The sequence below is a fragment of the Streptomyces sp. NPDC000594 genome (genome assembly GCF_040299965.1).
Lineage (GTDB): Bacteria > Actinomycetota > Actinomycetes > Streptomycetales > Streptomycetaceae > Streptomyces.
This window is the reverse complement of record NZ_JBEPCY010000007.1, coordinates 124421-151056: the sequence shown is the minus strand read 5'-3', so window position 1 is coordinate 151056 and position 26636 is coordinate 124421. Positions and strand designations below refer to the sequence as shown.

Below are 26636 nucleotides of genomic sequence, written 5' to 3'. Positions count from 1 at the left end.
AGCGGCCGCCGCTTCGGGGCACGGCCGTTGCTCGTGTACGGGTGGTGCGGACGTGCGAGTCGTGCAGACGTACGAGTTGTGCGGGTCGTGCGGGTCGTACGGAGCCCGGTCGAGTCCGGTCCGGTCGCGTCGAGTCCGGTCGGGTCTGGCCTGGTCGAGTCCGGTCCGGCCTGGTCGGCGGGAGGCTACAGAGACGACCCGACGAGCAGCGCCAGATCGATGAGGCGGTTCGAGTAGCCCCACTCGTTGTCGTACCAGCCGACGACCTTGACCTGCGAGCCGGAGACCCGGGTGAGTCCGGCGTCGAAGACACAGGAGGCCGGGTCGCCCACGATGTCGGAGCTGACCAGCGGCGCGTCCACGGCGGACAGCAAGCCCTTGTACGGTCCTGCGGCCGCCGCCGCGTACGCGCTGTTCACCTCGTCCACCGTGGTGCCCCGGAGGGTGGTGACCGTGAGGTCGGTGACCGAGCCCGTGGGGACGGGCACCCGCAGGGCGAAGGCGTCCAGCCGGCCGTCCAGCTCCGGCAGGACGAGGCCGATGGCCTTGGCGGCACCGCTGGAGGTGGGCACGATGTTCACGCCCGCGGCCCGTGCCCGGCGCAGGTCCTTGTGCGGGGCGTCCAGGAGGTTCTGGTCCTGTGTGTAGGCGTGGACCGTGGTCATCATGCCGGTGTCGATGCCGACGGCGTCGTGCAGCACCTTGGCGAGGACGGCGAGACAGTTGGTGGTGCAGGAGGCGTTGGAGACGATGGTGTGGCGCTCGGGGTCGTAGTCGCCGTCGTTGACGCCCATCACCACCGTGATGTCCTCACCGCTGGCCGGCGCGGCGATGATGACCTTCTTCGCTCCGCCGTCGACGTGTGAGCGCGCCTTCGCCGCGGCGGTGAAGACGCCGGTGGACTCGATCACGATGTCCACCCCCAGGTCTCCCCAGGGCAGGGCGCCGGGATCGCGCTCGGCGAGGACCTTGATCGTCCGGTCGCCCACCCGGATCGCGCCCGGCTCGGCGGTGATCTCCTCGGGGAAACGCCCCAGGATCGAGTCGTAGGCGAGAAGGTGGGCCATCGTCGGGACGTCGCCGAGGTCGTTGACGGCGACGATCTCCAGATCCGAAGTCCGTGCGGCCGCCGCGCGGAAGACGTTGCGACCGATGCGCCCGAAGCCATTGATGCCGATTCGCACAGTCATGGGTGGGTTCCTCACCTAGCGCTCTACAGATCCAATGACGCGCCGTTGCGCCGAGGTGCATGCGCACCGTGCGCCTGGACGAGGCGCACGGAACGCGATCGATCATGAGCTTATATAAGTCTGCGATACATTTCCAGGGTGGATCCTACTCAACGTGCCGCTAAGAAAGCCGACTTGGATGTCGGTGACCTCACCAGAACGATCGAGAACTTCAATCGCTACTACATCCGGTTGCCCGCGGTGCAGAAGCTGTCGTTCACGACGCTGTCCGTGCTGGACACCCTGGCCCTCGGTGTTCCGAAGCGGTTGACCGCACTCGCCAGAACCGAGCAGATCAGCCAGCCGGGCCTCACGCAGCTGGTCACTCGGCTCGAACGCGACGGTCTGGTGGAACGCCGCCCCGACCCGGCGGACGGACGGGCCGTCCTCGTCCACATCACCGACAGCGGCCGGGAGATCGGCCAGGCCCGGCACGAGGACCGGGTCCGGCACCTGATCCCGTTGATCGCCCGGCTGACCCCCGCCGAACGCCGGGCGATTGCCGCGGCGCTGCCCGCCCTGACCCGTCTGGCGGAGCTGGGGGCCGAAGCCGGGCAGGACCCGTCCATTCCCCGTACGTAGATGCTCGTCCGGACCGCTCCGGGCCCGCCCGGCCGTGGGCAGCGGCCCACCGCCGGGCGGGGTCGACGGCCTCCTGCCTCCTGCGCGAGGCGGGTCCGACCGGGCGCGGACCCGGCTCAGCGTGTGGTCACCCGGAAGGTGCTGAGGACGGCCTTGTGGTCGGTCGGCCAGGTCCAGGTGGGCTCCCAGAACCTGTCCCGGCCCGACTCCTCGACCCGCTTGTTGCGCACAATGCTGCTGGACGGCCCGACGATCACGCTGTCGAGCAGCCGGATGCGCCGGTCCGGGTGGTAGAAGACGAAGTCGATCCGGTCCCGCTCGTCGGCCTTCGGGGCCCAGGTGAGCTGACCGACGTCGGCGCCCGGGTTGTCGCTCGGCCAGGTGAAGCCCGGCCTGCGGACGGGGTCCGGGTGGATCACGCGATAGCTGTCGCGGAAACCCGCGTCCTCGATCGCCTTCGTGGTCGACCACCGGACCACGGCGCCGTTGTGGTCGAAGAGGTTCCGGGTCCGGTGGTTCCAGTCCCGGTGGGAGGGCTCGTTGAAGTCACCGGCCAGCAGGGTCAGCCGGCCCTTGGCCCGCTCCTTCGCGGCATCCGCGAGCACCGTCCTCGTCACCTTGGTGCGTCCCGAGGCCGCGTTGAGCCGGGTGATCAGGCCGACATCGGTGATCGGACCGGTCGGGATCTCGCCCCAGCCGTACTCGGAGGTCTCCAGGGGCGCCGGCGTGCCGCCGCCGTAGCCGCGCGGCAGATAATTGACGTAGTAGCGGTACTCCAAGTGCCCGGAGTAGGCCGCGACCTCGGTGCCGTCGACCGAGACGACCGCCTTGGACCAGGACGGGAACGACGCGTGCTCGATGATCGGGTAGCGCGAGATCACCGCGGGATCGACCGGGTTCCTGTTGTCGAAGTAGGTCAGCCCGCGCTCGGCGAGATCGGCCAGGAGATGGGCCACCCGCTCCGGGTTCGACTCGCTGAGCATCACCACGTCCGGCTCGACCGCGGCGATGGTATCGGCGATACCCGCCCGTCCGCCCGGCACCCGGCTGCCGCCGAGCCAGATATTGAACTGCATGACCTTGAGCGTCCGGCGCGAGGGCCCGCGGTGCCTCCGCCCGCCCTGCGGGGCGGCCTCGGCCGTGCCCATCGCCAGCACTCCCGCTCCGACGGTTGCGCCGACCATTCCGAGCAGCTCGCGACGCTTGACCATCAGTGACCTCCAGTATGACCCGCATCCATGGCCCGGTCACGGTTCGGCACGGGCCGGGACACAGTGTTGAGGCGTCTCGTGTATGAGGCATGAACCCAGGCGCAACGCCAGATGTTGAATGATCAATAGCGCTCGCGCCATGAGGGGGCGCCTCGGGGCCTCACCGAGCGATGAAGGGCTCCTGACCGGAAACCTGCTGCTCAGGCGCCCTTCCCGCGTGGCGGTCCCGCCGGCCGCCGCGGTGACCGGCCTCGACGATCCGATCGCTGCGGTGGCCGCGCCCCACACCTGCGCCGTCCATCGCCTCCGTGCCGAGGTACTTCCGGCCTGCCCGGCTGCGTGAGGGCACCTGGCACCCCCGGCACCCGTGCCCGCTCAGCCCGGCCGCCGCGTTCTGGGCCCACCTGTTCCACCTCGCCCTGGACCAGGACCGGGCGGCCTGACCTTCCCCACCCCGGCCACCGGAACCGTATCCCCGGCAGAACCGGGAGTGGTCAGTCGAGGAGGCCGGGGTCCGGGTCCGGCCGATCGTGGTTCCGGGGTCCGCCCGGAGGACCGGTCGTGCCGAAGCGGGTGCGGTACGCGGACGGGGTGATGCCCAGGTGGCGGGCGAAGGCGCGGCGGAGGGTCTCGTCGCTGCCCAGGCCGCTGATGCGGGCCGCCGAGGTGACGCTGTGTCCGTCGAGGAGGAGCTGTTGCGCACGGTGGAGGCGGACGCGTTCGAGCCAGCGGGCGGGTGTGGTGCCGAGTTCGGCCCGGAAGAGCCGGCTCAGATGGCGGGGGCTGACAGCGGCGCGCGCGGCCATCGCGGGCAGGCTGTGGTCGGTTCCGGGGTCGGCGAGGACATCGGCGATCAGTGAGCGCAGCAGGTCGCCGCGGGCCGGCGGGGTGGCGAGGGCGGTGGAGAACTGCGATTGCCCGCCGGGCCGTTGCATGAAGACCACCAGCTCGCGGGCGACGGCCCGGGCGACGTCCGGGCCGTGGTCCTCCTCCACCAGGGCGAGGGCGAGATCGATTCCGGCGCTGATGCCCGCCGAGGTGACATAGCGTCCGTCGCGGATGTGGATGGCGTCGGGCTCGACGCGCGTCCGGGGGTAGCGGCGGGCGAGCGCCTCGGCATGGCGCCAGTGGGTGGTCGCGCGGCGTTCGTCGAGCAGGCCCAGCTCGGCGAGGACGAAAGCGCCGGTGCAGACGGACGCGACCCGTTCGGCCCGCTCGGCGAGGGCACGGGTCGCGTCGAGCAGCCCGTGCTCGATCGGCTGCTGGGCGAGCCGGTCGCCCCCGGCGATGATGAGGGTGTGCGAGCCCCCGGCTTCCGCCGCCGGCACGGTGCCGGTCAGCGCGAGTCCGGCGGAGGTGGTCACCGGGCCGCCGTCCGGCGAGACGAGTACGAGCTCATAGGGCGGGGCGAGCCGGCCCGCCTGGTGCAGCACCTCGCAGGGGCCGCTGACGTCGAGCATCGTCACACCGTCGAAGACGATGAAGGCGACCCGCCGCGACCCCGGCCTCATGTCCGGATCTGTGGGTCTTCTGGCTGCGAGGACATGGCACCAGCGTATGCCGCCGCAGGACAGTGAAGGCACATCACCCATCGCCCATCACCGATTCGGCGGTGGAAGAGCCATTCCAGTGAACAGACACGGAGGAGTCATGAGCGAGACGATCGCGGGGGTGCGGATCCCGGACAGTGCCCTGGCGCGCGAAGCGACCGAGCTGGTACGGGAGGCGGTCGAGCCACTGCTGTTCCACCACTCGCGCCGGGTGTTCCTCTGGGGTGCGCTGCGCGGGCGCGAGCAGCGGCTCGACTTCGACCCGGAACTCCTCTACGTGGGCGCGATGTTCCACGACCTCGGGCTCACCGAGCGCTACCGCCGCACCGGCCGGCGCTTCGAGATCGACGGCGCGGACGAGGCCCGCCGGTTCCTGCACGCCCACGGCATCACGGGCGAGACGGCCGACCGGGTCTGGAGCGCCGTCGCCCTGCACACCACCCCGGAGGTCCCGCTGCACATGGCGCCGGAGATCGCCCTGGTCACGAGGGGAGTGGAGCTGGACGTCCTCGGTATCGGCTACACCGCCGTGTCGGATGAGCAGCGGGCCGCCGTCGTGGCGGCTCATCCGCGCCCGGACTTCAAGAACCGGATACTCGCCGCCTTCACCCAGGGCGTCCAGGACCGCCCGGACACCACCTTCGGCAATGTCAAGGCGGATGTGCTGGCGCACTTCGTGCCCGGCTTCGTACGCGGCGACTTCGTCGAGGTCATCAAGGAGTCCGACTGGCCGGAGTGAGGGGGGCGGGCCACCCCGGCCGGGTCGCGCGGGCCACCCCGCGGCGACCCGCCAGAGCGACGACCGAAAGGGCCGGCACCCGCTGAGCGCGGATCAGCCGCGGGTGCCCCGAGGGAGGACATCATGGAACCGGAGCTGAGGATCCCATCGCTGCACTGTCCCTTTCCCGACCAGGTCCATCCCGACGCCGACGAGATCGACCGCGCCTCCCTGAGGTGGCTCGACGCATTCGCCCTCATCACCGATCCCGCCGTCCGCGCCCGCTTCGGCCGGTCGAGGATCGGCTGGCAGGCCTCCCGTACGACACCGCGCGCCGACACCGAGCTGGTGCAGCTTCACTCCGACTGGCAGATGTGGCTGTTCGCCTTCGACGACATCCGCTCGGAGGAGGCCGAGGCAGGGGCCCGGCCCGGTCCGATGGCCAGGAGTCTGGTGTCCTTCCTGCGGATCCTTCAGGACCCCGGGACGCGGGTGGACGAGGAGGACGCCTTCACCACCGCACTGCGGAGTCTGCGGCGACGACTGGAGGCGGTTGCCGGCCAGGTGCAGGTCGACCGGTTCGTCACCTCGGTGCTGGGCTATGGGTTCGCCCAGGTCTGGGAGGCCGCCAACAGGGCGGACGCGGTGTGGCCGACCGTCGAGGAGTACACGGCCATGCGTGTTCACAGCGGCGCGGTACCGACCTGCCTGGCACTGATCGACGTCGTCGGCCGATTCGAACTTCCCGCCGCCGAGTTGGCGCGCCCGGAGGTGAAGAGGCTGACCACCAAGGCCGTCAACGTCGTCTGCTGGGCCAATGACATCCACTCCTACGAGAAGGAGAGCATCCGCAGTCATCACCCGGTCAACCTGCCGACACTCCTGCTCCGCCGCGACCGCGGCACGGTCCAGGAGGCGATCGATCTCGCCGCCAGGATGCACGACGCCGAAGTCGCCGCCTACCGCGCACTCCGCCCCCGGGTCCCGGCGGGAGCCGAACTGGAACGCTACCTGGACGGCCTGGAGTCCTGGATGCGCGGCAACCTGACCTGGTCGCTGTCGACCGGCCGATACCACCGGACACCCCGCCGCTGAGGCCGCTGTCCCGGAGGTCGTTGGAGAGAGACGGTTGCCGGTCGGGCCGGAGATGATCACTCCGGCGTCCGGGTTCCGGGTGGCGGTGTACCGATCTCCCTTTCGCCGCGAGGGAAGGGGCGGACGGCCCGCTCCTTCCACCGCACAGCGTCAAACGGCAGCACGACAAGGACAATGCGACGGCACAGAATAACCGGAGTGCCCCTTCGTCGCGGCCGGGCTCCTTTCCCGGTCAGTTCACCGGGTCGCCGGGGGAGACCGGATGGGCCTCCAGTCCGGGAGCGGCGAGCACTTCGGCGATGAGTTCCGGGGAGCCGCCGACATAGGTGCCGGTCAGGTCGACATCGCCGCCCACGCACCAGGCGCGGTCCTGCGGCCACCACAGGTCGGGCAGTTCGACCCAGATGTCGTCGTTCCCGGTGGCGGGCGAGGTGACCTCGGCGAGGGGCCCGGAGAGCAGTACCCGGTCCCGATGGGGGGTCTCGAAGGTGGGGACGCCGTCGAAGTCGAGCCACCCGTAGCCCTCCCACAGGCCGAACCAGCAGTCGTCGGGGGTACGGGTGTGACGGGTCAGGAGCGGAATCAGGACCTCCGCGATGGCCTGAGGGGTCGGGCCCTCCCACGGATGCTCGTCCCAGACGCCGGGCAGGCCGTGGTCGGAGGAGTTCCGGTGGAACTCCTCCGCGCCGATGACCTCGTGCCAGCGGGTGGTGGGCGCCACCGTACGGCCGTACGCGGCGGCCACGGCCGACCAGCGCACCGGGCGCTCGTCCAGGGACGCGGGGTGCAGGATCCGCGCGTAGGCGGGGTGGCCGGGGACGGCGACGCCGGCCACCGTCCCGAAGTCCTCCCCGGTCGGGCCGTGCTCGGCGAGCCAGCGGGCGGGGGCGAGATCGGCGGTCCGCATCACCCGCAGCCGGCCGTAGAACGCGGGGGCGGGGTCCCGGTGCACCGGACGATAGCTGTCGTCATCCATCCGTACAGTCTGCCAAAGCGCCCGGTCAGGGCCTGGGAGGGGGCCGGCAGGTGGCGCCGGCGGGGTGGTGCGGCCGCCCCGGAGCGAGGCCTCCGGGAGATGGTCTTCGGGGCGGGCGGTCAGGCCTTCTTGACCACGCTGGACTTGAGCTGCATGGCGCCGAATCCTTCGATCCGGCAGTCGATGTCATGGCCGTCCACCCCGTCGATCAGGCGAATGTTACGGACCTTCGTGCCGGCCTTGATTCCCGAGGGGCTGCCCTTGACCTTGAGCGCCTTGACGACGGTCACGGTGTCCCCGTCGTTCAGCACATTGCCGACCGCGTCCTTGACGACGCGCTCTCCGGCGCCGCCGTCCCCCTCCGCGCCACCGTCCGCCGCCGGAACCCACTCGTGTCCGCACTCCGGGCACACCACGAGGGCGTTCATCTCATAGGTGTACTCACATGAGCATTTCGGGCAAGGGGGAAGGTTCTCGATCATGCGTCCAGAATAGCCCGACCCCGGGCGGGATCCCCGGGTCCGGGCAGCGGGGTCGGTCGAAGGGCCACCCCTTCTATCAAGGCTGAGCCGTACGGTCGGATCACTGCCGAAAGGCCGTGGCGACCCGGAGCGGGTCCGCATACGCTCATCCCTCACCCCCGCGACGTTCAAGGGATTCTGCTGATGGGCACAGGCGTGCTGTCTCCGGTCCGCTCATCCATACGGGTTCTGGCCGGGCTGGTTGCCATGGGAGCGGCGGTGGGATGTACGGCCGCGGACGGCACGGACCCCCAGTCCGCCCGGCCATCGGCACCGGCGGCGAAGCCCCGGCCGGCGTTCTCCACCGCAGAGCTATCCACCCTGGCGCTCCGGGAAGGTGAGGTGCCCGGCGCCCGCCCGGGAGACATCCCCGTCGATGAGACCCCCTTCGGGGAAGACCCGTCCGACCTCCCCTCTTTCCGGCCTGAGTCGGACCCGGACTGCCGGACCGTCAATCGGACCAACTGGGGCCTCGACGCCACCGACATCATCCACCAGACCATCAACTGGAAGAAGTCCATCCACTCCTCCACCATCAGGCTCACCTCCTTCGACGGGGGTGAGACCGAGCGGCGCTTCGCCCGGCTCAAGACGGCACTGCGCTCCTGCGGCACCTATCGCGGCGAGAGCTGGGCCGGCGACTACACCGGCTCCATCGAGAGCCAGAAGGCCCCTGCGGCAGGGGACGAAGCCGTCCAGTACAAGCGGTCGGTCACCTTCCCGCTCAACCCGGACGACGGCGGAACCGGTGAGACCATGACCACCTCGTCGATCGTGACCATCGTCCGGACCGGCAATGTCATCGCGACCTATGGTCACGACAAGGACGCGTTCCCCACCGCCCTCATCACCCTCCAGACCCAGCGCATCCGCAACGCCCAGCGGCCCTGAGCCGCCCCACCCGCCGGAGCTTCATGGTCTTCCGGGCTGCCCCGCATGCTCCGGTCCGGGCTGAGTGCGGCGGTCCGCGATGGTCCGGGACAGCGGTGGACGCCGTGGGAACCGGACGGCGGCGACGAGATCGCTCCCGGTGCCGCTGGTGGAGGGAAGGACGAGAAAGCCCTCGGATCCGAGGAGCGGCCCGGCGCCGGGCGGCTACCGCGCTCCGGATGTTCCGGTGGTCTCCGAACCGCCGGGGCCCTCCGGCACCGCCGGCACGTCCCGGCCGACGGCCATGGACCAGCGCACGGACGACGGAGCCCGGACGGAGATGATGCCCGCCTTCTCCGCTCCGCCGAGGGTGAGCTCGTTGTGCATGCTCGACACCTCACCGTCGAGGCATTTCAGCGTGAACTGTGAATCCAGTGGCTCGACCGTGATCCTGAGCGCCCCCTTGCCCTGGCATCGCGCCGTGACGATCAGGGCATGCCCTTTCCGGCCCTTGTCGAACTCGAAGGTGGCGCCTCCCCGTATCTCGTTCTGGCGGCCGGCCAGGGTCGCCGATCCGTCGAGCTCAGGGCTCCGAAGGGGACCGGTGTGTACGGTACGGGCGGGGGCGGCCGACGATGCCGCGGGCTTGGCCGCCGGGGAAGCCTTGTCGCTCTGGCGCGGCTCGGCGGGTGAACAGGCGAGGGAGAGCGGCAGTACGACCGCCGCGAGGACGCCCACCCTCATGGTGCGGCGTGTCATGGCCGCGCGGATCGCGGGACGTGGCGCGATCAATACGGATGCGACTTTGGTTGCGAGCATAACAAAATACCCCATACGGAATATGCTTCAGGGTGGTTCCCCTGTCTGACGGGAACATGATTCTGCGGCAGGGGCCCGCCCGGAACAAGATCATCTCGGCGCGATTAACCGGCCACGGCGCCGATCGTCGGGTTCCCCGCTCCGCTCAGCGGCGGTAACCGTCTGCGGAGGTCTCGACTGTCGGGTGTGTGGTCAGCAGGTCTTCCGGTAGGACAGCCCGGGCATGTGCACGGCCCATTCCTGCCTGGTCAGCCCACCGGAGCGGGTACAGGTCGCCCGGACGAGAGCAGGGAGGCTCACATCGTACGAAAGTGACGATGTGTCCGCCGTCGCAACCCGTACCTCGCCGCCCACGATGGCGAGATCTCGTATGGGGCCGGGTGCCTTGGCCACGATGGCGCCGTCCAGTCGGGGCGCGGCTGTTTCCCAGACGTGTACCGAGCCTTCCTTGAGGCCGACGGCTATCTGACTGCTGTCGGCGGAGAACGCGAGAGCCGGCCGGTCGATCAGGTTGTCGGGGCGGCTGTTCTCCTGTTCGTGAGTGAGCACGGCGAGACGTTCCGCGGTTCCGCGGCCCCAGAGGGTGACCCGTCCGGAGTTGTCCCCGACCGCCAGATACCGGCCGTCGGGGCTGAAGGCCGCGCTGATCAGACCTCCTTCCCCCGGGGTCGCCGGCCGGGCGCGGCCTGCGGCCAGCGGATGGTATCGGCCGTCGCCGGTCAGTACGGTCCGCAGGTCGGGCGCCAGGAAACTGTTGTGGGCGGTGATGTCGATGTCGGCGGCGAACAGCTGACGGCTGCCGTGTCGGGTGGTCCGCCACGCCGTCAGACGCATGCGGTCGTCATTGCCGATCACTGTGCCGATGGAGGAGACGGTGACGAAGGTCCCGCCGGGACCGACGACAAAGCTCTGCGGGAAGGGAAGCCTCGCCGTCCAGAGGGTACGGCCGGTGGCCGTACTCACCACACGCAGGCCTTCCTCCATCTGACTGGTGGTGTAAGCGAGGGCGTCGCCGTGTGGCGAGAAGGCCAGTGCCGGGCGGCACCCCGTACACACACGACCGGGGAGTCGGTGCATGAGTGCCCCGCTCCGGGCGTCGCGCAGTATCAGGCGCCCGTTCTCAGAGGCGACCGCGAGGCGGCCGTCCGGGCTGAGACGGGTCTCCCTGGCCCGGGGCCGAAGGGGCCTGCTCTCCAGCGCCCCGCCGAGGAAGAGAGTGCGCACGATCGTCCCTGTCGTGCCTTCCCCGTAGCGGATCACCCCTGCGTGTTCATCGACGCGGATGTCACCAGCCGTGCGGCTGACCGGCGGGCTGGTGTACACCGGGCGCCCGGGGCGACGGGTCTGCCAGATCCGCACGGTGTCACCGGTGTGCGCGGCCAGCCAGCGGCCGGACGTGCTGAACGCGAGGTTCACGGCGTCCCGGGCCGGGACGCGGGGGCGTTCACGGCCGGCCTTCAGGTCCCAGGTGCGCACGCCGTCCGGCATCGGTACGGCGACGGCCCGGCCGTCCGGGGTGAAGGTGATCTCATTCCTCGTACAGGCTGACCGCGCCAGGTCCCGGGGTGGCGCGTGGACGGCCCGGCCGGTCAGATCGTGAACCCTCAGGAGGTTTTCCCGACCCCGGGTGCACCAGGCCACCAGCCGGTTGTCGCCCGTGACGGCGTACGGAGCGTGTTTGCCGATGAAGGCGCCCCAGGTGGTGAACAGCAGCTTTCCCGTATGCGCGTCGCGCACCTGGAGCCGGCCTCCTTGGGAGGCGGCGGTGAGGAGCCTCCCGTCAGGGCTGAAGAAAATCCCGACGATACGGTGGGCGCCCTCAGGGATGCGTACTTCCCGCCCGCCGGAAACACGGCGCACCATCAGATCGTCTCCGTCCGGGAGGGCGACGGAGCGGGTATCGGGCGCGAGAGCGAAGACCGGCTCATGGATTCCGGGGACCCGGTCGTCCGCGATGCGCCGGTGGGAAGCGATGTCCCAGCGCATCAGCCGATCCTTCACCGCGACGGCCAGGGTCGTTCCGTCGGCGCTCAGCCAGTGCTTGACGGGCCACTGGTCGAGCGTGGCGGTGAAGAGGTCGTGGTCGCTCTGTCCAGCTCCGGCCCGCACGGCAGCGCGGGTCTCCGGCAGATCGGCGATGCGGTGGGCCGCCACCCCCAGGCGTAGCGCGACGCGTGGGTCGGTGGTGCGCAGGGTGGCGGCGACGGCGGCGATCCGGCGGGCCTCGGACTCGGCGCGGCGCTTCTCGGTGACCCGGCTCTGCTGCCAGGCAGCGGTGCCCGCGAGTAGGGCGATCACCAGCAGCACGGCGAGCAGGCCTGTCAGGCTCCGGAGTCTGCGGACGGCCCGCCGCGCTGCTCGTTCCTCTCGTTGCCGTGCTTCGACCCCGGCCGTCAGGAAGGCGCGCTCGCCGTCGGTGAGGTCAGAGGCATCCGTGAACGACTCCCGGGCCAGGGTCAGTCGTACGCCTCGGTAGAGCGCGCCCGGGTCGCGGCCCAGGTCGTGCCAGGTCTGGGCGGCCTCGGTCAGGCGGCGGTGGGTCCGTAGCCGTTCGCGGTCCTCTTCGATCCATGTGTTGAGGCGGGGCCAGGCGGTGATGAGGGCTTCGTGGGCCAGGTCGACGGTGTCGTCGTCCAGGGTGAGGAGCCGGGCGCGGGCGAGTCGTTCCACCACGAGGGTGGTCTCGGCCGGGTCGCCGAAGTCGAGTTCGGAGCGGGTGATGGGTCGGCGGGTGTCGGGGGTGCCGTCGCCGGGGGTGATGAGCCGCAGGAGAACAAGCCGGGCCAGTCGCTGTCGTTCGTCCGAGAGGGTGGCGAAGACGTCCTCGGCGGTGCGGGCGATGGCTCCGTGGGTGCCGCCCGCGGCTTCGTAGGCGGCCAGGGTCAGGGTGCGACCGCGGCGGCGGCGCCAGGTCTCCCGCAGGGCGTGGGACAGCAGCGGCAGTCCGCCCGGTTCGCCCTCCACCTCGCTGATCAGCCGGGCGGTCACCTCCCGTTCCACGATCAGCCCGGCCGCCCGCGCGGGGCCGACGACGGTCTCGCGGAGTTCGGCCGGCGTCATAGGCCCGACCAGCAGCGCCGCATCGGTCAGCGCGTCCGCGAGACCGCGGTGCTCGGCGCAGCGGCTGGAGAAGTCGGCGCGGACGGCGATGATCACGCGCAGTCCGCTGCCGGGGTCCCGTGCGGCGAGGAGCCGGTCGATGAATGCAGCGCGCTCGGTGGGGTCGGTGCAGAGGGTGAAGACTTCCTCGAACTGGTCGACCACCAGCAGGGTGTCTCCCCGGGGGCTCCCGCCGGGCCCGCTCTGCTTCGGGACCAGCGCCGCCACGTGGGTCCGCAGAGGGTGGCCGCCCGGGGTGAGGATGCGGATCGCGGCCAGACCCTGCCCGTTCTCGCGGAGGGCGGGGACGAGGCCGGCGCGCAGCAGGGACGACTTGCCGCTCCCGGACGGTCCGAAGAGCGCTGTGAACCGGTTGCCGCGGGTGAGTCCGGCCGCCACCGTGACGAGTCTGTCCCGCCCGAAGAAGCGGTCGTGGTCACCCGGCTCGAAGCGGGCGAGCCCCTGATACGGAGAATTGGTCGCGCCGTCGTCCGCGGGCGCCTGTACCGTGAGCGCGTCCGCGGTCTCGTGCCAGCGCCGCTCTCACCCCCCTACGTCGCCGCCACATGCCTGAACGTAGGCCAGGGCGACCTCCAGTGAGGGCAACTGTTTCCCGGACGCTGCCCGCGAGAGCGTGACCGCCGAGTACGCGACCTCGCGGGCCATGGCCCGGTAGGTGAGGCCACCGCCCTCCTGACGCAGCAGGCGCAGATCATGAGCGAACCGCTGCACCGGACCGGCCGCAGGGTCGACAGGCCCCTCACGACGCCCCAATGTGCCCACTCCTTCCGATGAAGCCGGTACCCGGCCGAGGCTAAGAACCTGCCGAAGACGTGTACAAGCCCGAAACCGGCACGCCCCGGGCGTGATCCGGTGCCCGGCCGCACGTGCCACGCCCGGTCACGGTCGACGGCGTGCTGGCCGATCGGCCAGAGGTACTCGCCGGGCGCCGGCAACCCGATCACTCACGGGCGTTCGCGGCCTTGCCGGCATGGCCGCCGGAGCGGAAGGGCGACACCACTTCCGGCACTCGCCCGGTCCGGGCACACGAACACCGGGTGACGGCCCTTCCGGTGGAGGGCCGCCACCAGACGCCGGGAGCCGAGTGGTTCGGCGATGACCTGCTGCTGAGCAGCCCCACCGCAGAGCCGGGGCGACTACGCCAAGGAGCGCTCGCTCATCCGATGGTGAGCCGGCGGCTCCAGCCGCCCTCGTGCACATGCGGGCCGGTCTCACCGTCGCGGGTGACGACCCGGATGCTGATCTGGTCCCTCCTCCCGCATCTGTCTGACAGGCATGGAGCGGAAGTGGGCCGGACCGTGTGTCGCGACGGGTTCGCGAGTTCGGCCTCGGTGGTCTGGTGGCCGTACGACTCCGCGCCGATCTGGGGGAGGGTGCAGCGGGGAAGAGGTAGCGGGGTCGGTGATGGCCGCCAGAGCCTGGATCGGCGTATATCTCGTCCCACTCGGTGAACGGCGCGACCGTGGTGGCCTTGCGCTCCTCGCGGTCGGTGAAGATCTGGAGCAGCGGCTTCGCGCCCTTCTTGTCCAGGTTCAGGTAGTCAATTCATCCGGGCGGAGCCCGCAGAGCTTGCTGCGGTGGGCGGTCAGGGCCGACAGCCGACGGCCCGCCTCGCCTCCGCGAGCCCGTTGACCAGCGCGGAGGTGGTGCCGTAGAGGCCGGCATCCCGGCCTCGGCGAAAGCGGTGCCCATCCCGATCAGCAGATGGGACGTGCCCGGGTCGGAGTCCCCGATCAGGACCAGGGGGGCGGCCCTCGGCGACCCAGGGCGAGGGCTGGGATCGTGGAAGCCGGGGAGGCACTGGTCCGGGCACCTGGCGGCGGCGGGACCGTTACGCATCGCAAGCACCCCAGCCGGCCCTCGGCGGAACCGGCGAACTACTCTCCCTTCCCATGGGTATGGACCTCACCGTCCTGGTCGTCGACTGGGCACACCTGGAAGGGATCGCGGCGGACGACCGGCTGGACAGCCTTCGGGAGGCGGTGTACCCGGACAAGGACCCCGAAGGCCCTGACGGGGACCGGGACCCGCTGGACGGGGGATGGGTCCGGCCCACCGAGCCGTACCGGTCCTGGCTGGGACGGTACGAGTTCCACGGGACCCTCGGCTCCTACAAGGCGCACTTCTGGACGGCCCACGCCTGGGACCACGTGCGCGAGGCCGTCCCCGCCGGCCCCCGCGGGCTGTTGGACGACTTCCTCGGCGGGCTGATCTGGTGGGGCCCCGACCCGCACCAGGACCTGGAGCACGTCGACTCCGGCATGTTTCCCGCGCCCGAAGGGGCGGAGCGGCGCGACCTTCTCATCGCCCGCGACCCCGACACCACCGCCCGGCTCGCACACACCTGGCAGCAGGCCCGGTCGGTGCTGGCTCGGGTTCACGAGCCGTACCGGCTCCATGGACCGCGGGACAACGGCTGGATCACCGACGCCACCGGGTTCAGCAGGCTGGTGACGGAGTGGGGTGCTGTCACCGACGAGGCGTACCGTCGTGGCTGGGGCGTCATCGGTCTCCCCTGGTGAACCGCGACCGTGAAGGAGATGTGGCAGTGGCAGGCAAGCCGCTGAGGATCGATATCGACGGCCCGGATGTCGACATGTGGGCCGACGGATCACGGCTGACGTACCGGGGCGAGCCGTTCACCGGGGAGGTGGCGGAGTACTCCGGCGATGATTTCGTCAGTCTCGACGAGTACGTACAGGGCCGGGTGCACGGCTCCAGCCGTGCATGGCACTACAACGGGCGGCCGGAGTCCGAGGGCGTGTGTGTGGGCGGCCGGGCGGTGGGGCTGTGGCGGGCCTGGCACGAGAACGGCGTGCTCGCCTCCGAGCAGTGGTTCTCCGACGACGGCTGGTCCCTCCTGGAGAGCCGCGCGTGGGACGAACAGGGGCGGCCGGTGCGGAACCGGAGCGGACGCCACCCGCACCCGGAACAGGTACCCGGGGACGGCGCCGGTGCCCGCGCGCGTACGGAGTTCAGCCCGCCGCCTCCGCCGTGAGCCGCCGGGTGACCGACTCGATGAACGCGGCGGCCTCGACCTCGCCGATCCGTTCAGGTTCCGTGTCGTTGTGGCCGAGTTCGTGCCGTCGCAGGTACTCGGTGGGCTCCCAGCGGAGGTTACGGGTGAAGGCCTCGTCCCAGGTCCGGTCCTCGTCGTCCACCCGGCGCCGGACGATCCCGCGCGGACTCGAACGAGGCTTGTCTGCGTCGGTCTTCGCGTAGTAGGTGATCTCGCCCTCGGCGTCCAGGGCGTCAAGGGTCGCCCGGTCCAGGGTCGTGAACGGCGTGGCGGCTGCGTTGCTCTCCACGGTGCCGAGGCGGATCATCACGCCGGTCAGGTCGAGGAACTCCTGAAGGAACCAGCCCCCGCCCCGCCCGACCAGGAGCAGCAGCGGCTCGTACGGATCGGGAAGCCCGCCGGGCACGGGGGCGCCGGTGTCGCGGAGGACCGCCCACCGCAGCGCGGCGCGGCAGGCCAGCCGCAAGGACTGGGGCGCCAGATCCGCGAGGGTGCTCTCGGCCTCGGCGGCAAGACGGTCGGACAGGCTGAGGTCCAGGGCGATGCGGTCGCAGACGTCGAAGAACGGCCACGCCTCCTCGGCGCCCTGGGCGCGGGCCCACAGCGCGGTCCGGCGCAGGAACTCGCGCATGAGCAGAGCACGCGAGTTGGCGTGCGCGAAGGCCGCGGCGTCGTCGCCCCAGTCCACGGCCCGCAGTTGTCCCAGCACCGCGTACGCGGTTCCCTCTCCCATATGGCACAGCCTTCCTCCGTGAGCGCCGGATCAGCGGTTCCCGGTGGCATCGACGCTATCGCGGAGCCCGGCCAGTCCGGTCACCGGAACCACGGCGGCCGCCGGGAGCCCCGCGAGCTCGCGCAGCGCCCGCGACGGCGTGAGTCCGCGGTCGTGCGCGTCCCGCAGCCGCGCCGGCCACATCCGTGCCGCCCGGTACGTGTTGTCGTCGTCCACATCCGCCGGGACGAAGCCCGCCGCGCCCTCCCGGTCGGCGGCCCACAGCCAGCCCAGCGCATCCTCACCCCGCCGCACGGGTGTCTCCCAGCCCAGCGCCTCCTGAATGCCGCGCAGGGCGCCCGTCAGCCGGGGCGCGTTCGCGGCGTACGCCGCGGGCTGGGGGTTTCCGCGCAGGTTGTGGGTCATGCAGGTGTCGGAGTACGTCTCCAGGTCCACGGTGGTGAAGTCCGCGAGGGCCGAGACGCCCAGCAGGAACGGACCGGGGACAGGAACGAGACCGCCGGTGCCGGTGACCGCACCCGTACAGCGGACCAGGGCGTCCGCCGACCCGATCCGCCCGGGGCGGATGCCGGATATCACCGCCCCGGCCAGTGCCCCGACGCCGGCATCGCCGCCCACGCCTGTGTCCAGGCGCACATCACCTTGGTAAAGGAGGCTCTTGGGCTTGCCCCACTCGGCGACCGACAGACGGGCGGTGCACTCCCCGGTGGACAGACCATGCCGCACCAGGACCGCGTGCGCGACCCGTAGCGCCCACAGACAACGCTCCACATCGCCACCCGGGGCATCGAACTCGCCCCAGCACCAGCGTCCGACCACCGTACTCGCGATCACTTCGCTCCTCCCTCCGGCTCAAGCCACCCCACCAGCAGTTCACCCAGCAGGCCGCCGCCTGGGAGTACGCCGGCCACGCCGGTAACCGCACCCGCACCGAACCCTTCACCCCCCCCGGCACCACCCTGGCCTCCGCCCTCGCCGAGATCATCCCCGCCCTCACCTCGGCGGGCCACCCCCAGACCGTCAGCATGGACGGCAACCGCATCACCTGCGGCAACCACCTCCACCTCCGCTACGGACACGACCACCTCTGGCACCCCTACCAACCGGACGGCGAAACACCCGCCGGCCCCCCATGCCCCACCCCCACCCCCCACCGCCTGACCCCACCCGTCCACCCCGGCGTTCTCCGCCACACCCACTACACCCGGCTCGCCCGCCGCTCAGGCCGCTCCCGGTGGCGAGCGCAACGCGTGCGGCAGCCGGACAGAGAGCGGGAGCACCAGAGGCGGCGCAGTCTTGAGCCTCCGGTCCGCTCAGAAGCGATCCACCGGAAGCGCGTCCGCGGACTCCGCCGGAACGCCGCGGCGCTGGCCTCCCGGGGGAGGAGGGCAGCGGACCGCGATAGCCCCCGCTGCCCCCGGATCGGCCGCCCCGCCGCCGAGCAGCGGGTGAAGCCCTCCGGCCAGGCGGCGGAGGAGCTCTGGCCGTCCCGCCGGGCAAACGGCGCCCGGGCCGTGCCTGTTCCGGGCGCCGGCCTCAACCGGGCGCGCCGGTGCGCGCATTGCTTTCCTCCCGCACACTGTGACGCCCTATCGTGGCCATGAGGTGCTGCCGGCCCAGCAGTTCCCGCCTGGACCATGGAGTGTGCCCGTGTCTGTGATCGTGCCCCGCGGATCCCGGAGCGCCCTGGTCCTCCTTGTCGTCCTGGCTCTCGGTACGGGCGGCTGTGCCATCGACACCGTGGAAATGGAACGGGGCCGGGGCGCGGATGGCGGCCGGGGGTCGTGGACGGCCACGGCCGTCCCGGCGCTGGGCGCCTTTCACGCCGCCCCGTCGGTCACGGTCGGCCTGACCGTGCGCTACGGCAGAACGCCGATGCGTGCCACGGTGCGGACCGGCCCGGACAGCGAGTGCCGGGCCGAGGTCACCTTCGACGGGCGCGGCACCCTCCGGCTGATGAGGACTGGTGACGACACCGTGTACATGATGATGGACGAGGCCCACATCAGGGGCGGCGCCCGGGGCCACCGAAGCCCTGAGGAGACGGAGGCCGAGGTCAAGATGTTCGCGGGCCGCTGGGTCAAGGCCGTACCTTCGGCGCCCGTGGTCAAGATGGCCGCCTGGATGTGTGGCCTGCGCACCCAGATACCCCAGGCGTCGGTGGACGTGACACAGATCCCGGTACCCACAACGGTCACCGAGAACGGACGGCGGTTCCTGGCCCTTGCCGCCCGTGCCAGGGGCATCACGAAGGAGATCCACATCACCATCGGAAAACCCGCGGTGCACAAGCTCCGGGTGACCGGCGGTGACACTCCGTTCACCGCGGTCTTCTCCCAGGACGACAAGCCGGTCGGAGCGTTCCACCCACCCGCCGGGGACGTTCTCACCGCGCCGTCCGACCGGGCCTGAACACCACCGGTCCCATCCCCGGCCCGCACCATGAACAGCACCGCTCGCAGCCGGATCGCAGGACGATCGATCGCGGGCCGGGAGCACCGCCCGTCATGAGGCCGCCTTCACCGGCGCCGGGCGGCCCAACCCGGGTGCCCTTGGGCGCCACAGCCCGGCCGCTTCCGACGGGATACCTGCCGGTTACGGCTCCCACCAGGGTGTGACGCCCTCGGCGACGACGAAATCGTGGAAGTCCATGTTGGACATCTCCAGGTTGCACGCCATCGACCCGACAAGACGGCTGGGAAGAACAGCACAGCGTCCCGGCGCGCTGTCGAGGTCGACCGCGGTCAGCGGCCGACCGGGCTCGGAGAAGGTCCGGGCGGTGGCGAGAGCGACCAGGGAAGGTCGCGCGGACGGCGCGACGAGCGCGGGAACCTGGCCCGGCACAAGATCCCGGTAGGCCAGGTCGTCCACCACCAGCGCCTCCAGCGGATAGTGGTCCGTGTCGATGTCGCCGGGATCCCGGTCCGTGCCGATCCACCCCTCACCGTCGGTCCCGCCCAGGTCCTCCAGCAGAGCGTGCCAGCCCGGCTCGTCGGCGAAACAGGTACGGACCAGCAGGGCGGAACCGGTGGACGGCAGCAGAGGGAAACCGGACCGGACCGCAACAACCCCGGCGGAGCAGGCCGGGCGGTCACCTTCCCCCGGGTACCTTCCGCACCGGTCCATACCCCGCACCAGCTCACCGAAGCCGAGCCACCCGCCCAGCACACCCGCCAGCACCCCGCCCAGCCGCTCCGGCGCCACCCGCACACCACGCCCCGGCATCCCCGCCAGATCCACGACCAGCGGCGCGCCCCACTCATACGATGCCGGGGCATCCGCCAGGACGAGGACCGGCCGCACGGGGCCGCCGGGTACGAGTGCCGGAGCGCTGCCACCGCGGAGGCGGTCCCACCGGGCGTCCTCCACCATGCGCAGGCGTACACCGCTCCCCTCCAGGTCGAGTACGCCGCCTGCCCGGTGGCCGCCGATCCGGTCGAGCAGACCGCCCCACACAGGGCTGCCGTGCCCGAAATGCGCGCACACCAGCAGCACTTCACCCGGGCCCGTACGGGGAAACCCGGGAAGGGGAGACGCGGGAAAGGACATGACACTCCTCCAGGACAGGGGGCGGACACAGAGGCGGGAGACCGGAAACCGCGGGCCGATCCGGACAGGCCGGCCGTCGACCACCGGTACCGCGGTGGCCGGGACCGCCCGGAACCAGTGCATCACGCGGGGCCCGCACCCAAGGGATGTGTTCCGAGGCCGGAAGAAAGCGCATGACGCCTCTCCACGGCGATCCGCCCCGCCTCGCACCGCAGCTGAAGCCGCCCGGGCCTGTCCAGGGCCGTGCCGGCTTCGAGATGCCGGCCACAACACGAACGAAGCGGCGGAGTCCAGCGCCACGGCCCCTTGAGGATGGTCCGCCAGGCCGTCCGGACACTCCCGCGCGACTTCCGAGGGAACGGGCGCAGGGAGCCCTGCCGATGCGGAAAGGGGCGAGCTGCGCGACGCCCCGGGCACCGCCGCTTCCCCCCGGCGCCGGTCGCCCCATGCCCCGATATCCCGGGCCCGCACGGTCACCCCCCCCGGTGCGGAGTGTGAAGATCATCACCGGCCCGTCCCGGTGATGCTGCCGCCGCCGTGGCAGGCCGTCCCGCGGGCTGATGCCCGATCGCTGTTGTCCGAACCCCGGAGGGTCCCTGTGCCGGTCACCACGTCCCGAGCGCCCCGCGCTCTCATATCCGCACTCGTCGTCCTGGCCGTCGGCGTGTCCGGCTGCGGCGCCGGCAAGGACGAGGCCCCGTCCTCGCCGGAGGAGTCCCGCAAGCCTGCGGCGACCTCGGACAGGAACCCTGAACGATCCAGCAAGAGCGCCTGGGGCACCACCGTCGCCCCCGCGCTCAACGCCTTCCACCAGGCATCCTCGGTCACCATCGGCCTGACCGCCCGCCACAACGGGCAGCGGATGCGCGCGAAGGTGCGCACCGGCCGGGACGGCGAGTGCCGGGCCGAGCTCGTCTATGCCGGGAAGGGCACCGTCCGCGTGATGAGGACACCCGACAGGGCTGTCTACCTGGCGATGGACGAGGCGCAGATCAGAGCCGGAGCCCTCAGCGGACGCAGTCCCAGGAGTATCGAGGCGGACGTGGACCGGTTCGCGGACCGCTGGGTCAAAGGCGTCCCGTCGGCGCCCTCCGTCAAGTCGATCACCTGGATGTGCGACTTCCGGGAGAACATCCCCAAGCCGTCGGACGAGGCGATGGACACCCCCGTACCGGAACGGGTGACAGAGAACGGGCGCCGGCTCCTCGCCTTCACCACCAGCACCGAGATGGGAACCATCGGGCTCAGCGTCACCGAAGGGAAGCCGGAGCTGTACGCGTTCGAGATGACCGGCAACCGGTCTCCCTTCCGCGCCGTCTTCACCGCCTACGGCAAGCCGGTCGGAGCGTTCCATCCCCCCGCCGGTGACGTCCTCACCCCCGAGGGGCTCCCCGCAGCGAAGCGGACCCCCGCCACCGGAACGTGACTCCACCTTGTGTCGAGGTGTCGAGTTTTTTGACATGTCGAGTAACTCGACATGGGGTGGGGGTATGGACAAGAATCCGCAGCGCCCGGCCATCCGGGCGCTCCAGGAATGGGTGCTCCACCAGGCCCGCTCCAGGCCCCGCCTGGTCGCCGCCGCCTGGGCCGAGGGTGCGCGGAACATCGCGGAACTCGCCCGCACGGCCGGCGTCAGCCGGGACACCGTCTACGCCGACCTGCGCTCGCAGGGCATCGACTACCGCCGCCAGGGCCTCCACTTCCGCCCGGTGGACCTGGCGGATCCGACCGCGGGTGGAAGAAGCGAAAAACCAGGCCATGGCCGAGTGGGGCACAGCGACTCCGGCCGACATGAGCATCCTCACCTGTGTCATCAGCCGCTACGCCTGCGCGCTGATCGCGCACCGTGTGCGCGAGGCGCACCCGCCCGCCCGGTCCGTCGCTCTGTACGTACCCGCCGACGGTGACAGCGTCCGTCTCCATCCGGCGGGTACCTGGACCGATCCCGCAGGGCAGACACATCAGTTGTCTCCGCGGTGCGAGGACGAGGTCGACGACCTGGGAGAATACCTCCAGATCGACAACGCCGAGGCCTGGCGGGCCCTGTGCACGCACGCTGGGGGCACGCACCATCTCATGCTGGATCCGGCCCTCACCGTATGACCCCCCGCCCCGCCGGCTGACACATCGCGCAGCGTGTCCGAGCGCCGCCCACCAGCCACCCGACCGTGTTTCATCCCTTCTTCTCCGTCAAAGGACGCCCCGAGAGCGGAGAATTGAGCAGCCCGGTCGGCGCACGCCTGATCTCGACAAGACCCCGCGTGCCGACCGGCAGCCGGGCAACAGGGCCTGGGGTACTGCGATATCACCGCCTTGAACGCCCACGGCGCCCTCGGCGGGGCGTCCGAACGGCCCAGCCCGCGCTGCGCCAAGGCTCGGGGTCGAGGGTGGTGCGGCAGTCCAGGAGCGGAGCCCTGACCGGCCGGCCCGCGAGAACCCGGGAGTCGGGCCGGGTAACCCGTCAGCATGGGCCTGACCCCACGAACCGCCCTGCTGTGCCGACATCGGAGACCGAACCGCGGAACACCGGGAGTCCACGCTCGGGTGACCGGATTCAGTCGCCCGATGGAGCTGCCTTCGGGGAAACCACGCCCCGGTACACGCCGGCTTGGCAGCATCGGAGTCATGAGCACTCCAGCCCGGCCGCTGTCCACGATCCTGCTGTTCACCCGCTGGGGCCAAGAGTGGCGAACCTGGCACCCGGGAGGCCCCCTGGAAGACTGGTGCGCCCCCAGCGCACCGTGCGGAGACGGGGAGACACCGGCCGGAGCAGCGGTGCGGGCAGCCGAAGCCCACGGTCACCACGTCCGTCTGCTGCCACGGCCGGTGGTGCCCTGGGACAGCGCCGTTCCCCGTACCGAGGTAGGGGAGGTGACCAGCAGGGTGTTCGCGGCCAGGACCTCACCGGCGGGGCGCTCCTGCCTGGAGGCTGTCCATGTCGGCCTCGTGGACCGGCCTTTCGCCCGGACCGGACGCGGTGAGTGCGACGGCCGCTGGCTGTCCACGGGCGAGCTGGAGGCCTCCCGTATACCGGAGCACCTCCGCTTCGCCCTGGGGTGCATGTTCCTCGCCGTACAGCATGCCGTGAGACTGCCGGATCCACCGCTGGAGAACGCCTCCCTGCGCGAGGAGCTCCTGGAGCGTCAGGAACAGGACCAATCGGTCCGGCTCACCCCGGAGGCCGACCGGACGGAGGGCTTCTACGAACGGTGGCGGGCGGTGGACGCGGCGAACACCGCCTGGCTGCGGGGTGTGATCGCCGAGCACGGCTGGCCCGGGCACGCCCTCGTCGGCAAGGCGGCAGCGGGCGCAGCGTGGATCCTGGCCCAACACGCGGACCACTCGCCCGGGTTCCAGGAGGAGTGCCTCGATCTGCTGGCCCGGGCGGTCACCGACGGGGACGCCGATGTCCGGCACGGCGCGCTGCTGGAGGACCGCGTCCGCGTTCACCGTGGCGAACCCCAGGTCTTCGGGACCCAGCTCGCCCAGCAGGAGGACGGGACCCTGCTGCCGTTCCCGATGATCGACCCTCCGGGTGCTGACGCGCGCCGGGCGGTGTGGGGGTTCGAACCGCTCGGCGAGTAGATCCGGTCGTTCGCCGCATCCCCGTGATCCGGCCCTCCCGCTGCGCCCGCCGTACGCGGGCCGGGGGAGTCGCGTGGGGGACGGGCAGGACGGACGGCCGGGAACCGGGGCGGACGCCACGCGTACCTGGGGCAGGCAGCCGGAGACGGAGCCGACGCCCGCGTGCGTACGGAGTTCAGCCCACCGCGTCCGCCATGGGCCGCTGGAAGACCGGCTCGGTGAACGCAAGCGGGCCCGGCGCGCCGCGGTGGCTGGCGTGGCGGGGCCGGGTCGCACGGGGGCGGCGAAGTCCGGTGCCACAGCGTGTGCGAGGGCGCGGTACGGCGTTCGCTGGATCCCCCGGCGGACCCGTGTTTCCTTACGGGTCACGGGATGAGGTCGAGGGAGGATCGAGGCGCGCGGCTACGGAACCCTGGTGCTCAACCCGGGCATTCCCCGGGGGACCGGTATCCCGTGGCCCCCGGTCCGCGATCCACACCCGACACCATCACAGCGCACGTGAGCCCGGCCTGATCTGCCGTCGTCTCCGGGACCCGGTTCCGGCGCACCGTCACGGCCGACGCGTCCCCGGGCCGCGAGCGGGAGCCGGGGTTTCCTGCTGCCGGCGGCCCTGTGGGCGGTGACCGGCATGCCGGCTCGTGCCCCGGATGGTTCAGTCGTCCCCGTCGCCGCGGTCGGGCAGCTCGACCCAGATATCGGGCGGTCCGGTGACCGCGCGGGCCTCGGTGAGCCCGAGGCCCGCCCAGGCGCAGGCGTGGGCCGCGGCGTGATCCGCGTAGAGGAAGGCCAGGAAGATCTCCTCGGGACTGCCGCAGGGATCGGGTCCGCCGCCGGGATGGAGGTCCCCGGCACGGATGGTTCCGTCGCGGGCGATGCAGCCCTGGTTGCCGCTCTTGGGGTTGGCGTAGAGGCCGTAGCAGCGGGTCCCGGCGGCCAGACGGGCCAGGACCGCGTCACTCTGTGGTGTGTAACCCCAGGGCTGGGTCACGACACAGCCGCCCGGCACCGTGGTGACCCCGACGATCCTCATGCTGGTGTCGATGTCGTACTCGTCCGCCCCCTCCAGCTCCGCGAGTGCCCGCCCCCGCACCGGCACGGCATCCAGACGCCGTACGGCCTCGGCGGCGTCGATGCCCGCCACGCACGCCAGACCGGTACCGTCGATGTGCAGGTCCTCCAGCACGGCGACGAGCCGCCCGCTCTCCTCCGCGACGGCGCGCTCGGCCGGACTGAGGCCCCTCTCGTCGGCGGGCCGGGTGAAGAACCGGCCCCCCGGCAGGGCCAGGCTCAGCCGGCCCGGCGACCAGCCGCCCGCCACGGGCGCCCAGGGATCGGCCCCCGCCGCCACCAGGGCCCGGGCGTTGTCCCACCGCCGGTCCACCACTGCCTCCCACAGCGCCGTGGTCCCCTCCCACAGCGCGTCCACATTGGCGACGTGCCCGGCCAGCTCCGCCACCACCTCCGGTGAACCGAGCACCGCCGCCACATGCAGCGGCCGTTCCCCGTGCCAGTCCTCGGGATCGGCCCCCCGCGCCAGACACCGGCGCAGCCCGTCCAGGTCCCGCCATCCCCTCCACTCACCGCACTCCCAGCCCGCACCCCGCTCAGCCACCTGAACCCCTTCCTCACCGAACACCGAACACCGAACGCCGGACGGCCTGTTGAGTCCGGCCACGGGGCCACCGTCCCAGAGCCCACTGACACAAGCCCTCACCGGCGAACACACCCGCGGGCGTGAGCTCCCGGCCCGGAACCGGGGCCGCCCCGCGCCGCTGCAGCGGGGGCCCCGGGGGCAACGCGCGGACGGTGGCACTCGGCGGTTCGCCGCCGGCGTCATCGGCCTTGAGACCGCCGCGGCGGGCGACGCGGGCGGCAGCGGACTCGGGAGAGGTGGCCGTTTCGCCGGGCAGGAGGTCGAGCGTGCCGGTGATGTCGATCCCCACGGCCGGCCGGCTCGTGGCGAGGTTGGCCGGTTCGGTTGCGCTCAGGCGGGGCTGTAGCGCCGACCGGTGGGTGCCACGGCGCCAGGCCGGGGCGCTCCTTCAGGATGCCGCCGGTCGTCGCATAGGGTGCTGCCGCGAGGGTTCCCACGGTGTCCGCCACACAATGATCTCGGGACTCCTCGTTCTCGTCTCCGCAGGCGCCCCTTGGACCGCACCACCAGGAGGAACCGGTGTCGTACCCGCGACTGCTCACCCCCGAGGAGAGGCTCGCCGACGCGAAGAGGCTGTCGGGCCTCCCGCGTATCGTCGCGATCTGCGGCTCCACCCGCTTCATGGCGGAGATGAACGAGGCCGATCTACGGGAGACCAAAGCCGGGAGGATCGTCGTCAAACCGGGCTGTGACATGAAGTCGCCGCACGAACTCCGGTCCGATCCCGCCGAGGCCGAGACGCTGAAGGTTCGACTCGACGATCTGCACCGGGCGAAGATCCGGCTCGCCGACGAGGTGCTCGTCGTCGGCGGCTACATCGGGGACAGCACCCGAGCCGAGATCGCCTACGCCCGGTCGCTGGGCAGGCCCGTGCGGTTCACGCATCCCGAAGCCGACCCGGACGCCTGACCGCCAGCCGCCTCGGTAACCAGGGGCCGGCAGTCCTCGCCCGACCGCCCCGCGCTGACGTCCGCCGCCGCCCGTACGAGCGCCCCGCCGACCGCTGCGGCGTACGGGGCGGGCACCTTGATCCGGGGGTGCGGGTGGCGGCGGAGGTCGTCCGGGCCGACGCCCGCACCCTCACCGGGCTGCGACCGGACGACGCCCGGACACCGGTGGTCGCGGACCTGGATTTCCGGTGCAGCCGGGCGGGTTGTGGCCGGCGGTCACGATGACCGACGCGGACAGGTCCGGCCGGCGCGGCGGACAATGGTGTGATCTGCTGACCGAAAGGGCACATCATGCGCCGGGAAGCATACGACCACATCGTGGTCGGGGCCGGTTCCGCCGGATGCGCGCTCGCCGCGAGACTGAGCGACGACCCGGGCGTACGGGTCCTGCTGACCGAGGCGGGACCCGTCGACGACGCGCCGGAGATCCACTTCCCGACCGGGTTCGGGAAACC

At 71.5% G+C, this 26636-nt stretch carries 23 protein-coding genes and 2 pseudogenes; 13 read left to right on the top strand and 12 right to left on the bottom strand.

The annotated features are described in order from the left end of the window. Positions 1-185: 185 nt before the first annotated feature. Entirely contained in the window at positions 186-1190 is a 1005-nt protein-coding gene (gap, locus tag ABT354_RS13405) for a type I glyceraldehyde-3-phosphate dehydrogenase (RefSeq protein WP_351492865.1), read from the bottom strand. A gap of 174 nt (positions 1191-1364) precedes the next feature. On the opposite strand from gap, the gene ABT354_RS13400 reads away from it, so the two are divergent. Then, entirely contained in the window at positions 1365-1811 is a 447-nt protein-coding gene (locus tag ABT354_RS13400; protein WP_351492863.1) for a MarR family winged helix-turn-helix transcriptional regulator, read from the top strand. Positions 1812-1927: 116 nt separating this feature from the next. Here the strand turns inward: ABT354_RS13400 and ABT354_RS13395 are convergent, their stop codons facing one another. Then, on the bottom strand, positions 1928-3022 hold the full coding sequence (locus ABT354_RS13395) for an endonuclease/exonuclease/phosphatase family protein (RefSeq protein ID WP_351492861.1): 1095 nt from the start codon (positions 3020-3022) through the stop codon (positions 1928-1930). 308 nt (positions 3023-3330) lie between these two features. On the opposite strand from ABT354_RS13395, the gene ABT354_RS13390 reads away from it, so the two are divergent. Then, positions 3331-3465, top strand: coding sequence for a hypothetical protein (locus tag ABT354_RS13390; RefSeq protein WP_351492859.1), 135 nt, complete (start codon positions 3331-3333; stop codon positions 3463-3465). A gap of 51 nt (positions 3466-3516) precedes the next feature. Here the strand turns inward: ABT354_RS13390 and ABT354_RS13385 are convergent, their stop codons facing one another. Next, positions 3517-4533, bottom strand: a complete 1017-nt coding sequence (locus ABT354_RS13385; protein ID WP_351492857.1) for a GlxA family transcriptional regulator — start codon at positions 4531-4533, stop codon at positions 3517-3519. 139 nt (positions 4534-4672) lie between these two features. Here ABT354_RS13385 and ABT354_RS13380 point away from each other — a divergent pair, with 139 nt between their 5' ends. Further along, complete coding sequence (locus ABT354_RS13380; RefSeq protein WP_351492855.1) at positions 4673-5311, top strand: HD domain-containing protein; 639 nt, start codon at positions 4673-4675, stop codon at positions 5309-5311. 123 nt (positions 5312-5434) lie between these two features. After that, positions 5435-6385: a terpene synthase family protein gene (locus tag ABT354_RS13375; protein ID WP_351492853.1), complete on the top strand. Its 951-nt coding sequence runs from the start codon at positions 5435-5437 to the stop codon at positions 6383-6385. Between the two features lie 232 nt (positions 6386-6617). On the opposite strand, the gene ABT354_RS13370 is transcribed toward ABT354_RS13375, so the two are convergent. Beyond that, positions 6618-7361, bottom strand: coding sequence for a hypothetical protein (locus tag ABT354_RS13370; RefSeq protein ID WP_351492851.1), 744 nt, complete (start codon positions 7359-7361; stop codon positions 6618-6620). Between the two features lie 119 nt (positions 7362-7480). Further along, entirely contained in the window at positions 7481-7843 is a 363-nt protein-coding gene (locus tag ABT354_RS13365; protein WP_351492849.1) for a zinc ribbon domain-containing protein YjdM, read from the bottom strand. Between the two features lie 381 nt (positions 7844-8224). Between ABT354_RS13365 and ABT354_RS13360 the strand changes: the two genes are divergently transcribed. Further along, entirely contained in the window at positions 8225-8773 is a 549-nt protein-coding gene (locus ABT354_RS13360; RefSeq protein ID WP_351492847.1) for a hypothetical protein, read from the top strand. Positions 8774-8977: 204 nt separating this feature from the next. Here the strand turns inward: ABT354_RS13360 and ABT354_RS13355 are convergent, their stop codons facing one another. From ABT354_RS13355 to ABT354_RS13345, 3 genes and pseudogenes are all read right to left on the bottom strand, one after another. Then, the gene (locus ABT354_RS13355; RefSeq protein WP_351492845.1) at positions 8978-9511 is read right to left on the bottom strand and encodes a hypothetical protein; all 534 of its coding nucleotides are present in this window, start codon (positions 9509-9511) and stop codon (positions 8978-8980) included. Positions 9512-9763: 252 nt separating this feature from the next. Then, positions 9764-13129 (bottom strand): annotated as a pseudogene (locus ABT354_RS13350) (nSTAND1 domain-containing NTPase); the annotation flags it as partial. An 84-nt stretch (positions 13130-13213) separates the two neighbouring features. Continuing rightward, positions 13214-13402 carry a helix-turn-helix domain-containing protein gene (locus tag ABT354_RS13345; RefSeq protein ID WP_351493179.1) on the bottom strand — a complete coding sequence of 63 codons (189 nt, stop codon included), beginning with the start codon at positions 13400-13402 and terminating at the stop codon, positions 13214-13216. 1181 nt (positions 13403-14583) lie between these two features. On the opposite strand from ABT354_RS13345, the gene ABT354_RS13340 reads away from it, so the two are divergent. Both ABT354_RS13340 and ABT354_RS13335 read left to right on the top strand, forming a co-directional pair. Further along, positions 14584-15213, top strand: coding sequence for a hypothetical protein (locus ABT354_RS13340; protein WP_351492843.1), 630 nt, complete (start codon positions 14584-14586; stop codon positions 15211-15213). A 26-nt stretch (positions 15214-15239) separates the two neighbouring features. Further along, complete coding sequence (locus ABT354_RS13335; protein WP_351492841.1) at positions 15240-15689, top strand: toxin-antitoxin system YwqK family antitoxin; 450 nt, start codon at positions 15240-15242, stop codon at positions 15687-15689. Here the strand turns inward: ABT354_RS13335 and ABT354_RS13330 are convergent. Both ABT354_RS13330 and ABT354_RS13325 read right to left on the bottom strand, forming a co-directional pair. Beyond that, positions 15667-16443: a hypothetical protein gene (locus tag ABT354_RS13330; protein WP_351492839.1), complete on the bottom strand. Its 777-nt coding sequence runs from the start codon at positions 16441-16443 to the stop codon at positions 15667-15669. The two genes, ABT354_RS13335 and ABT354_RS13330, sit on opposite strands and share 23 nt — an antisense overlap. A 30-nt stretch (positions 16444-16473) precedes the next feature. Further along, the gene (locus ABT354_RS13325; RefSeq protein ID WP_351492837.1) at positions 16474-17277 is read right to left on the bottom strand and encodes a hypothetical protein; all 804 of its coding nucleotides are present in this window, start codon (positions 17275-17277) and stop codon (positions 16474-16476) included. Between the two features lie 816 nt (positions 17278-18093). Between ABT354_RS13325 and ABT354_RS13320 the strand changes: the two genes are divergently transcribed. Continuing rightward, complete coding sequence (locus ABT354_RS13320) at positions 18094-18855, top strand: hypothetical protein (RefSeq protein ID WP_351492835.1); 762 nt, start codon at positions 18094-18096, stop codon at positions 18853-18855. Positions 18856-19038: 183 nt separating this feature from the next. On the opposite strand, the gene ABT354_RS13315 is transcribed toward ABT354_RS13320, so the two are convergent. Further along, the gene (locus ABT354_RS13315; RefSeq protein WP_351492833.1) at positions 19039-19992 is read right to left on the bottom strand and encodes a DUF6924 domain-containing protein; all 954 of its coding nucleotides are present in this window, start codon (positions 19990-19992) and stop codon (positions 19039-19041) included. A 598-nt stretch (positions 19993-20590) separates the two neighbouring features. On the opposite strand from ABT354_RS13315, the gene ABT354_RS13310 reads away from it, so the two are divergent. The 3 genes from ABT354_RS13310 to ABT354_RS13300 all read left to right on the top strand — a co-directional run bounded on the left by ABT354_RS13310 (position 20591) and on the right by ABT354_RS13300 (position 23577). Beyond that, positions 20591-21418: a hypothetical protein gene (locus ABT354_RS13310; RefSeq protein WP_351492831.1), complete on the top strand. Its 828-nt coding sequence runs from the start codon at positions 20591-20593 to the stop codon at positions 21416-21418. Positions 21419-21726: 308 nt separating this feature from the next. After that, complete coding sequence (locus tag ABT354_RS13305) at positions 21727-22095, top strand: hypothetical protein (RefSeq protein WP_351492829.1); 369 nt, start codon at positions 21727-21729, stop codon at positions 22093-22095. Between the two features lie 768 nt (positions 22096-22863). Beyond that, entirely contained in the window at positions 22864-23577 is a 714-nt protein-coding gene (locus ABT354_RS13300; RefSeq protein WP_351492827.1) for a DUF6624 domain-containing protein, read from the top strand. 652 nt (positions 23578-24229) lie between these two features. Here the strand turns inward: ABT354_RS13300 and ABT354_RS13295 are convergent. Then, on the bottom strand, positions 24230-25189 hold the full coding sequence (locus ABT354_RS13295) for an ankyrin repeat domain-containing protein (RefSeq protein WP_351492825.1): 960 nt from the start codon (positions 25187-25189) through the stop codon (positions 24230-24232). A gap of 561 nt (positions 25190-25750) precedes the next feature. On the opposite strand from ABT354_RS13295, the gene ABT354_RS13290 reads away from it, so the two are divergent. Next, the gene (locus ABT354_RS13290; RefSeq protein WP_351492823.1) at positions 25751-26140 is read left to right on the top strand and encodes a hypothetical protein; all 390 of its coding nucleotides are present in this window, start codon (positions 25751-25753) and stop codon (positions 26138-26140) included. Positions 26141-26472: 332 nt separating this feature from the next. Next, a pseudogene (locus ABT354_RS13285) lies at positions 26473-26577 on the top strand (NAD(P)-binding protein); the annotation flags it as partial. Positions 26578-26636: the final 59 nt, after the last annotated feature.

Bases quoted from the DNA above. Each gene is read 5' to 3' on its own strand.
- gap (WP_351492865.1), bottom strand. From the start codon at position 1,190: ATGACTGTGCGAATCGGCATCAATGGCTTCGGGCGCATCGGTCGCAAC.
- ABT354_RS13370 (WP_351492851.1), bottom strand. From the start codon at position 7,361: ATGGATGACGACAGCTATCGTCCGGTGCACCGGGACCCCGCCCCCGCG.
- ABT354_RS13340 (WP_351492843.1), top strand. From the start codon at position 14,584: ATGGGTATGGACCTCACCGTCCTGGTCGTCGACTGGGCACACCTGGAA.
- ABT354_RS13315 (WP_351492833.1), bottom strand. From the start codon at position 19,992: ATGTCCTTTCCCGCGTCTCCCCTTCCCGGGTTTCCCCGTACGGGCCCG.
- ABT354_RS13375 (WP_351492853.1), top strand. From the start codon at position 5,435: ATGGAACCGGAGCTGAGGATCCCATCGCTGCACTGTCCCTTTCCCGAC.
- ABT354_RS13330 (WP_351492839.1), bottom strand. From the start codon at position 16,443: ATGGGAGAGGGAACCGCGTACGCGGTGCTGGGACAACTGCGGGCCGTG.
- ABT354_RS13355 (WP_351492845.1), bottom strand. From the start codon at position 9,511: ATGACACGCCGCACCATGAGGGTGGGCGTCCTCGCGGCGGTCGTACTG.
- ABT354_RS13365 (WP_351492849.1), bottom strand. From the start codon at position 7,843: ATGATCGAGAACCTTCCCCCTTGCCCGAAATGCTCATGTGAGTACACC.
- ABT354_RS13385 (WP_351492857.1), bottom strand. From the start codon at position 4,533: ATGAGGCCGGGGTCGCGGCGGGTCGCCTTCATCGTCTTCGACGGTGTG.
- ABT354_RS13380 (WP_351492855.1), top strand. From the start codon at position 4,673: ATGAGCGAGACGATCGCGGGGGTGCGGATCCCGGACAGTGCCCTGGCG.
- ABT354_RS13395 (WP_351492861.1), bottom strand. From the start codon at position 3,022: ATGGTCAAGCGTCGCGAGCTGCTCGGAATGGTCGGCGCAACCGTCGGA.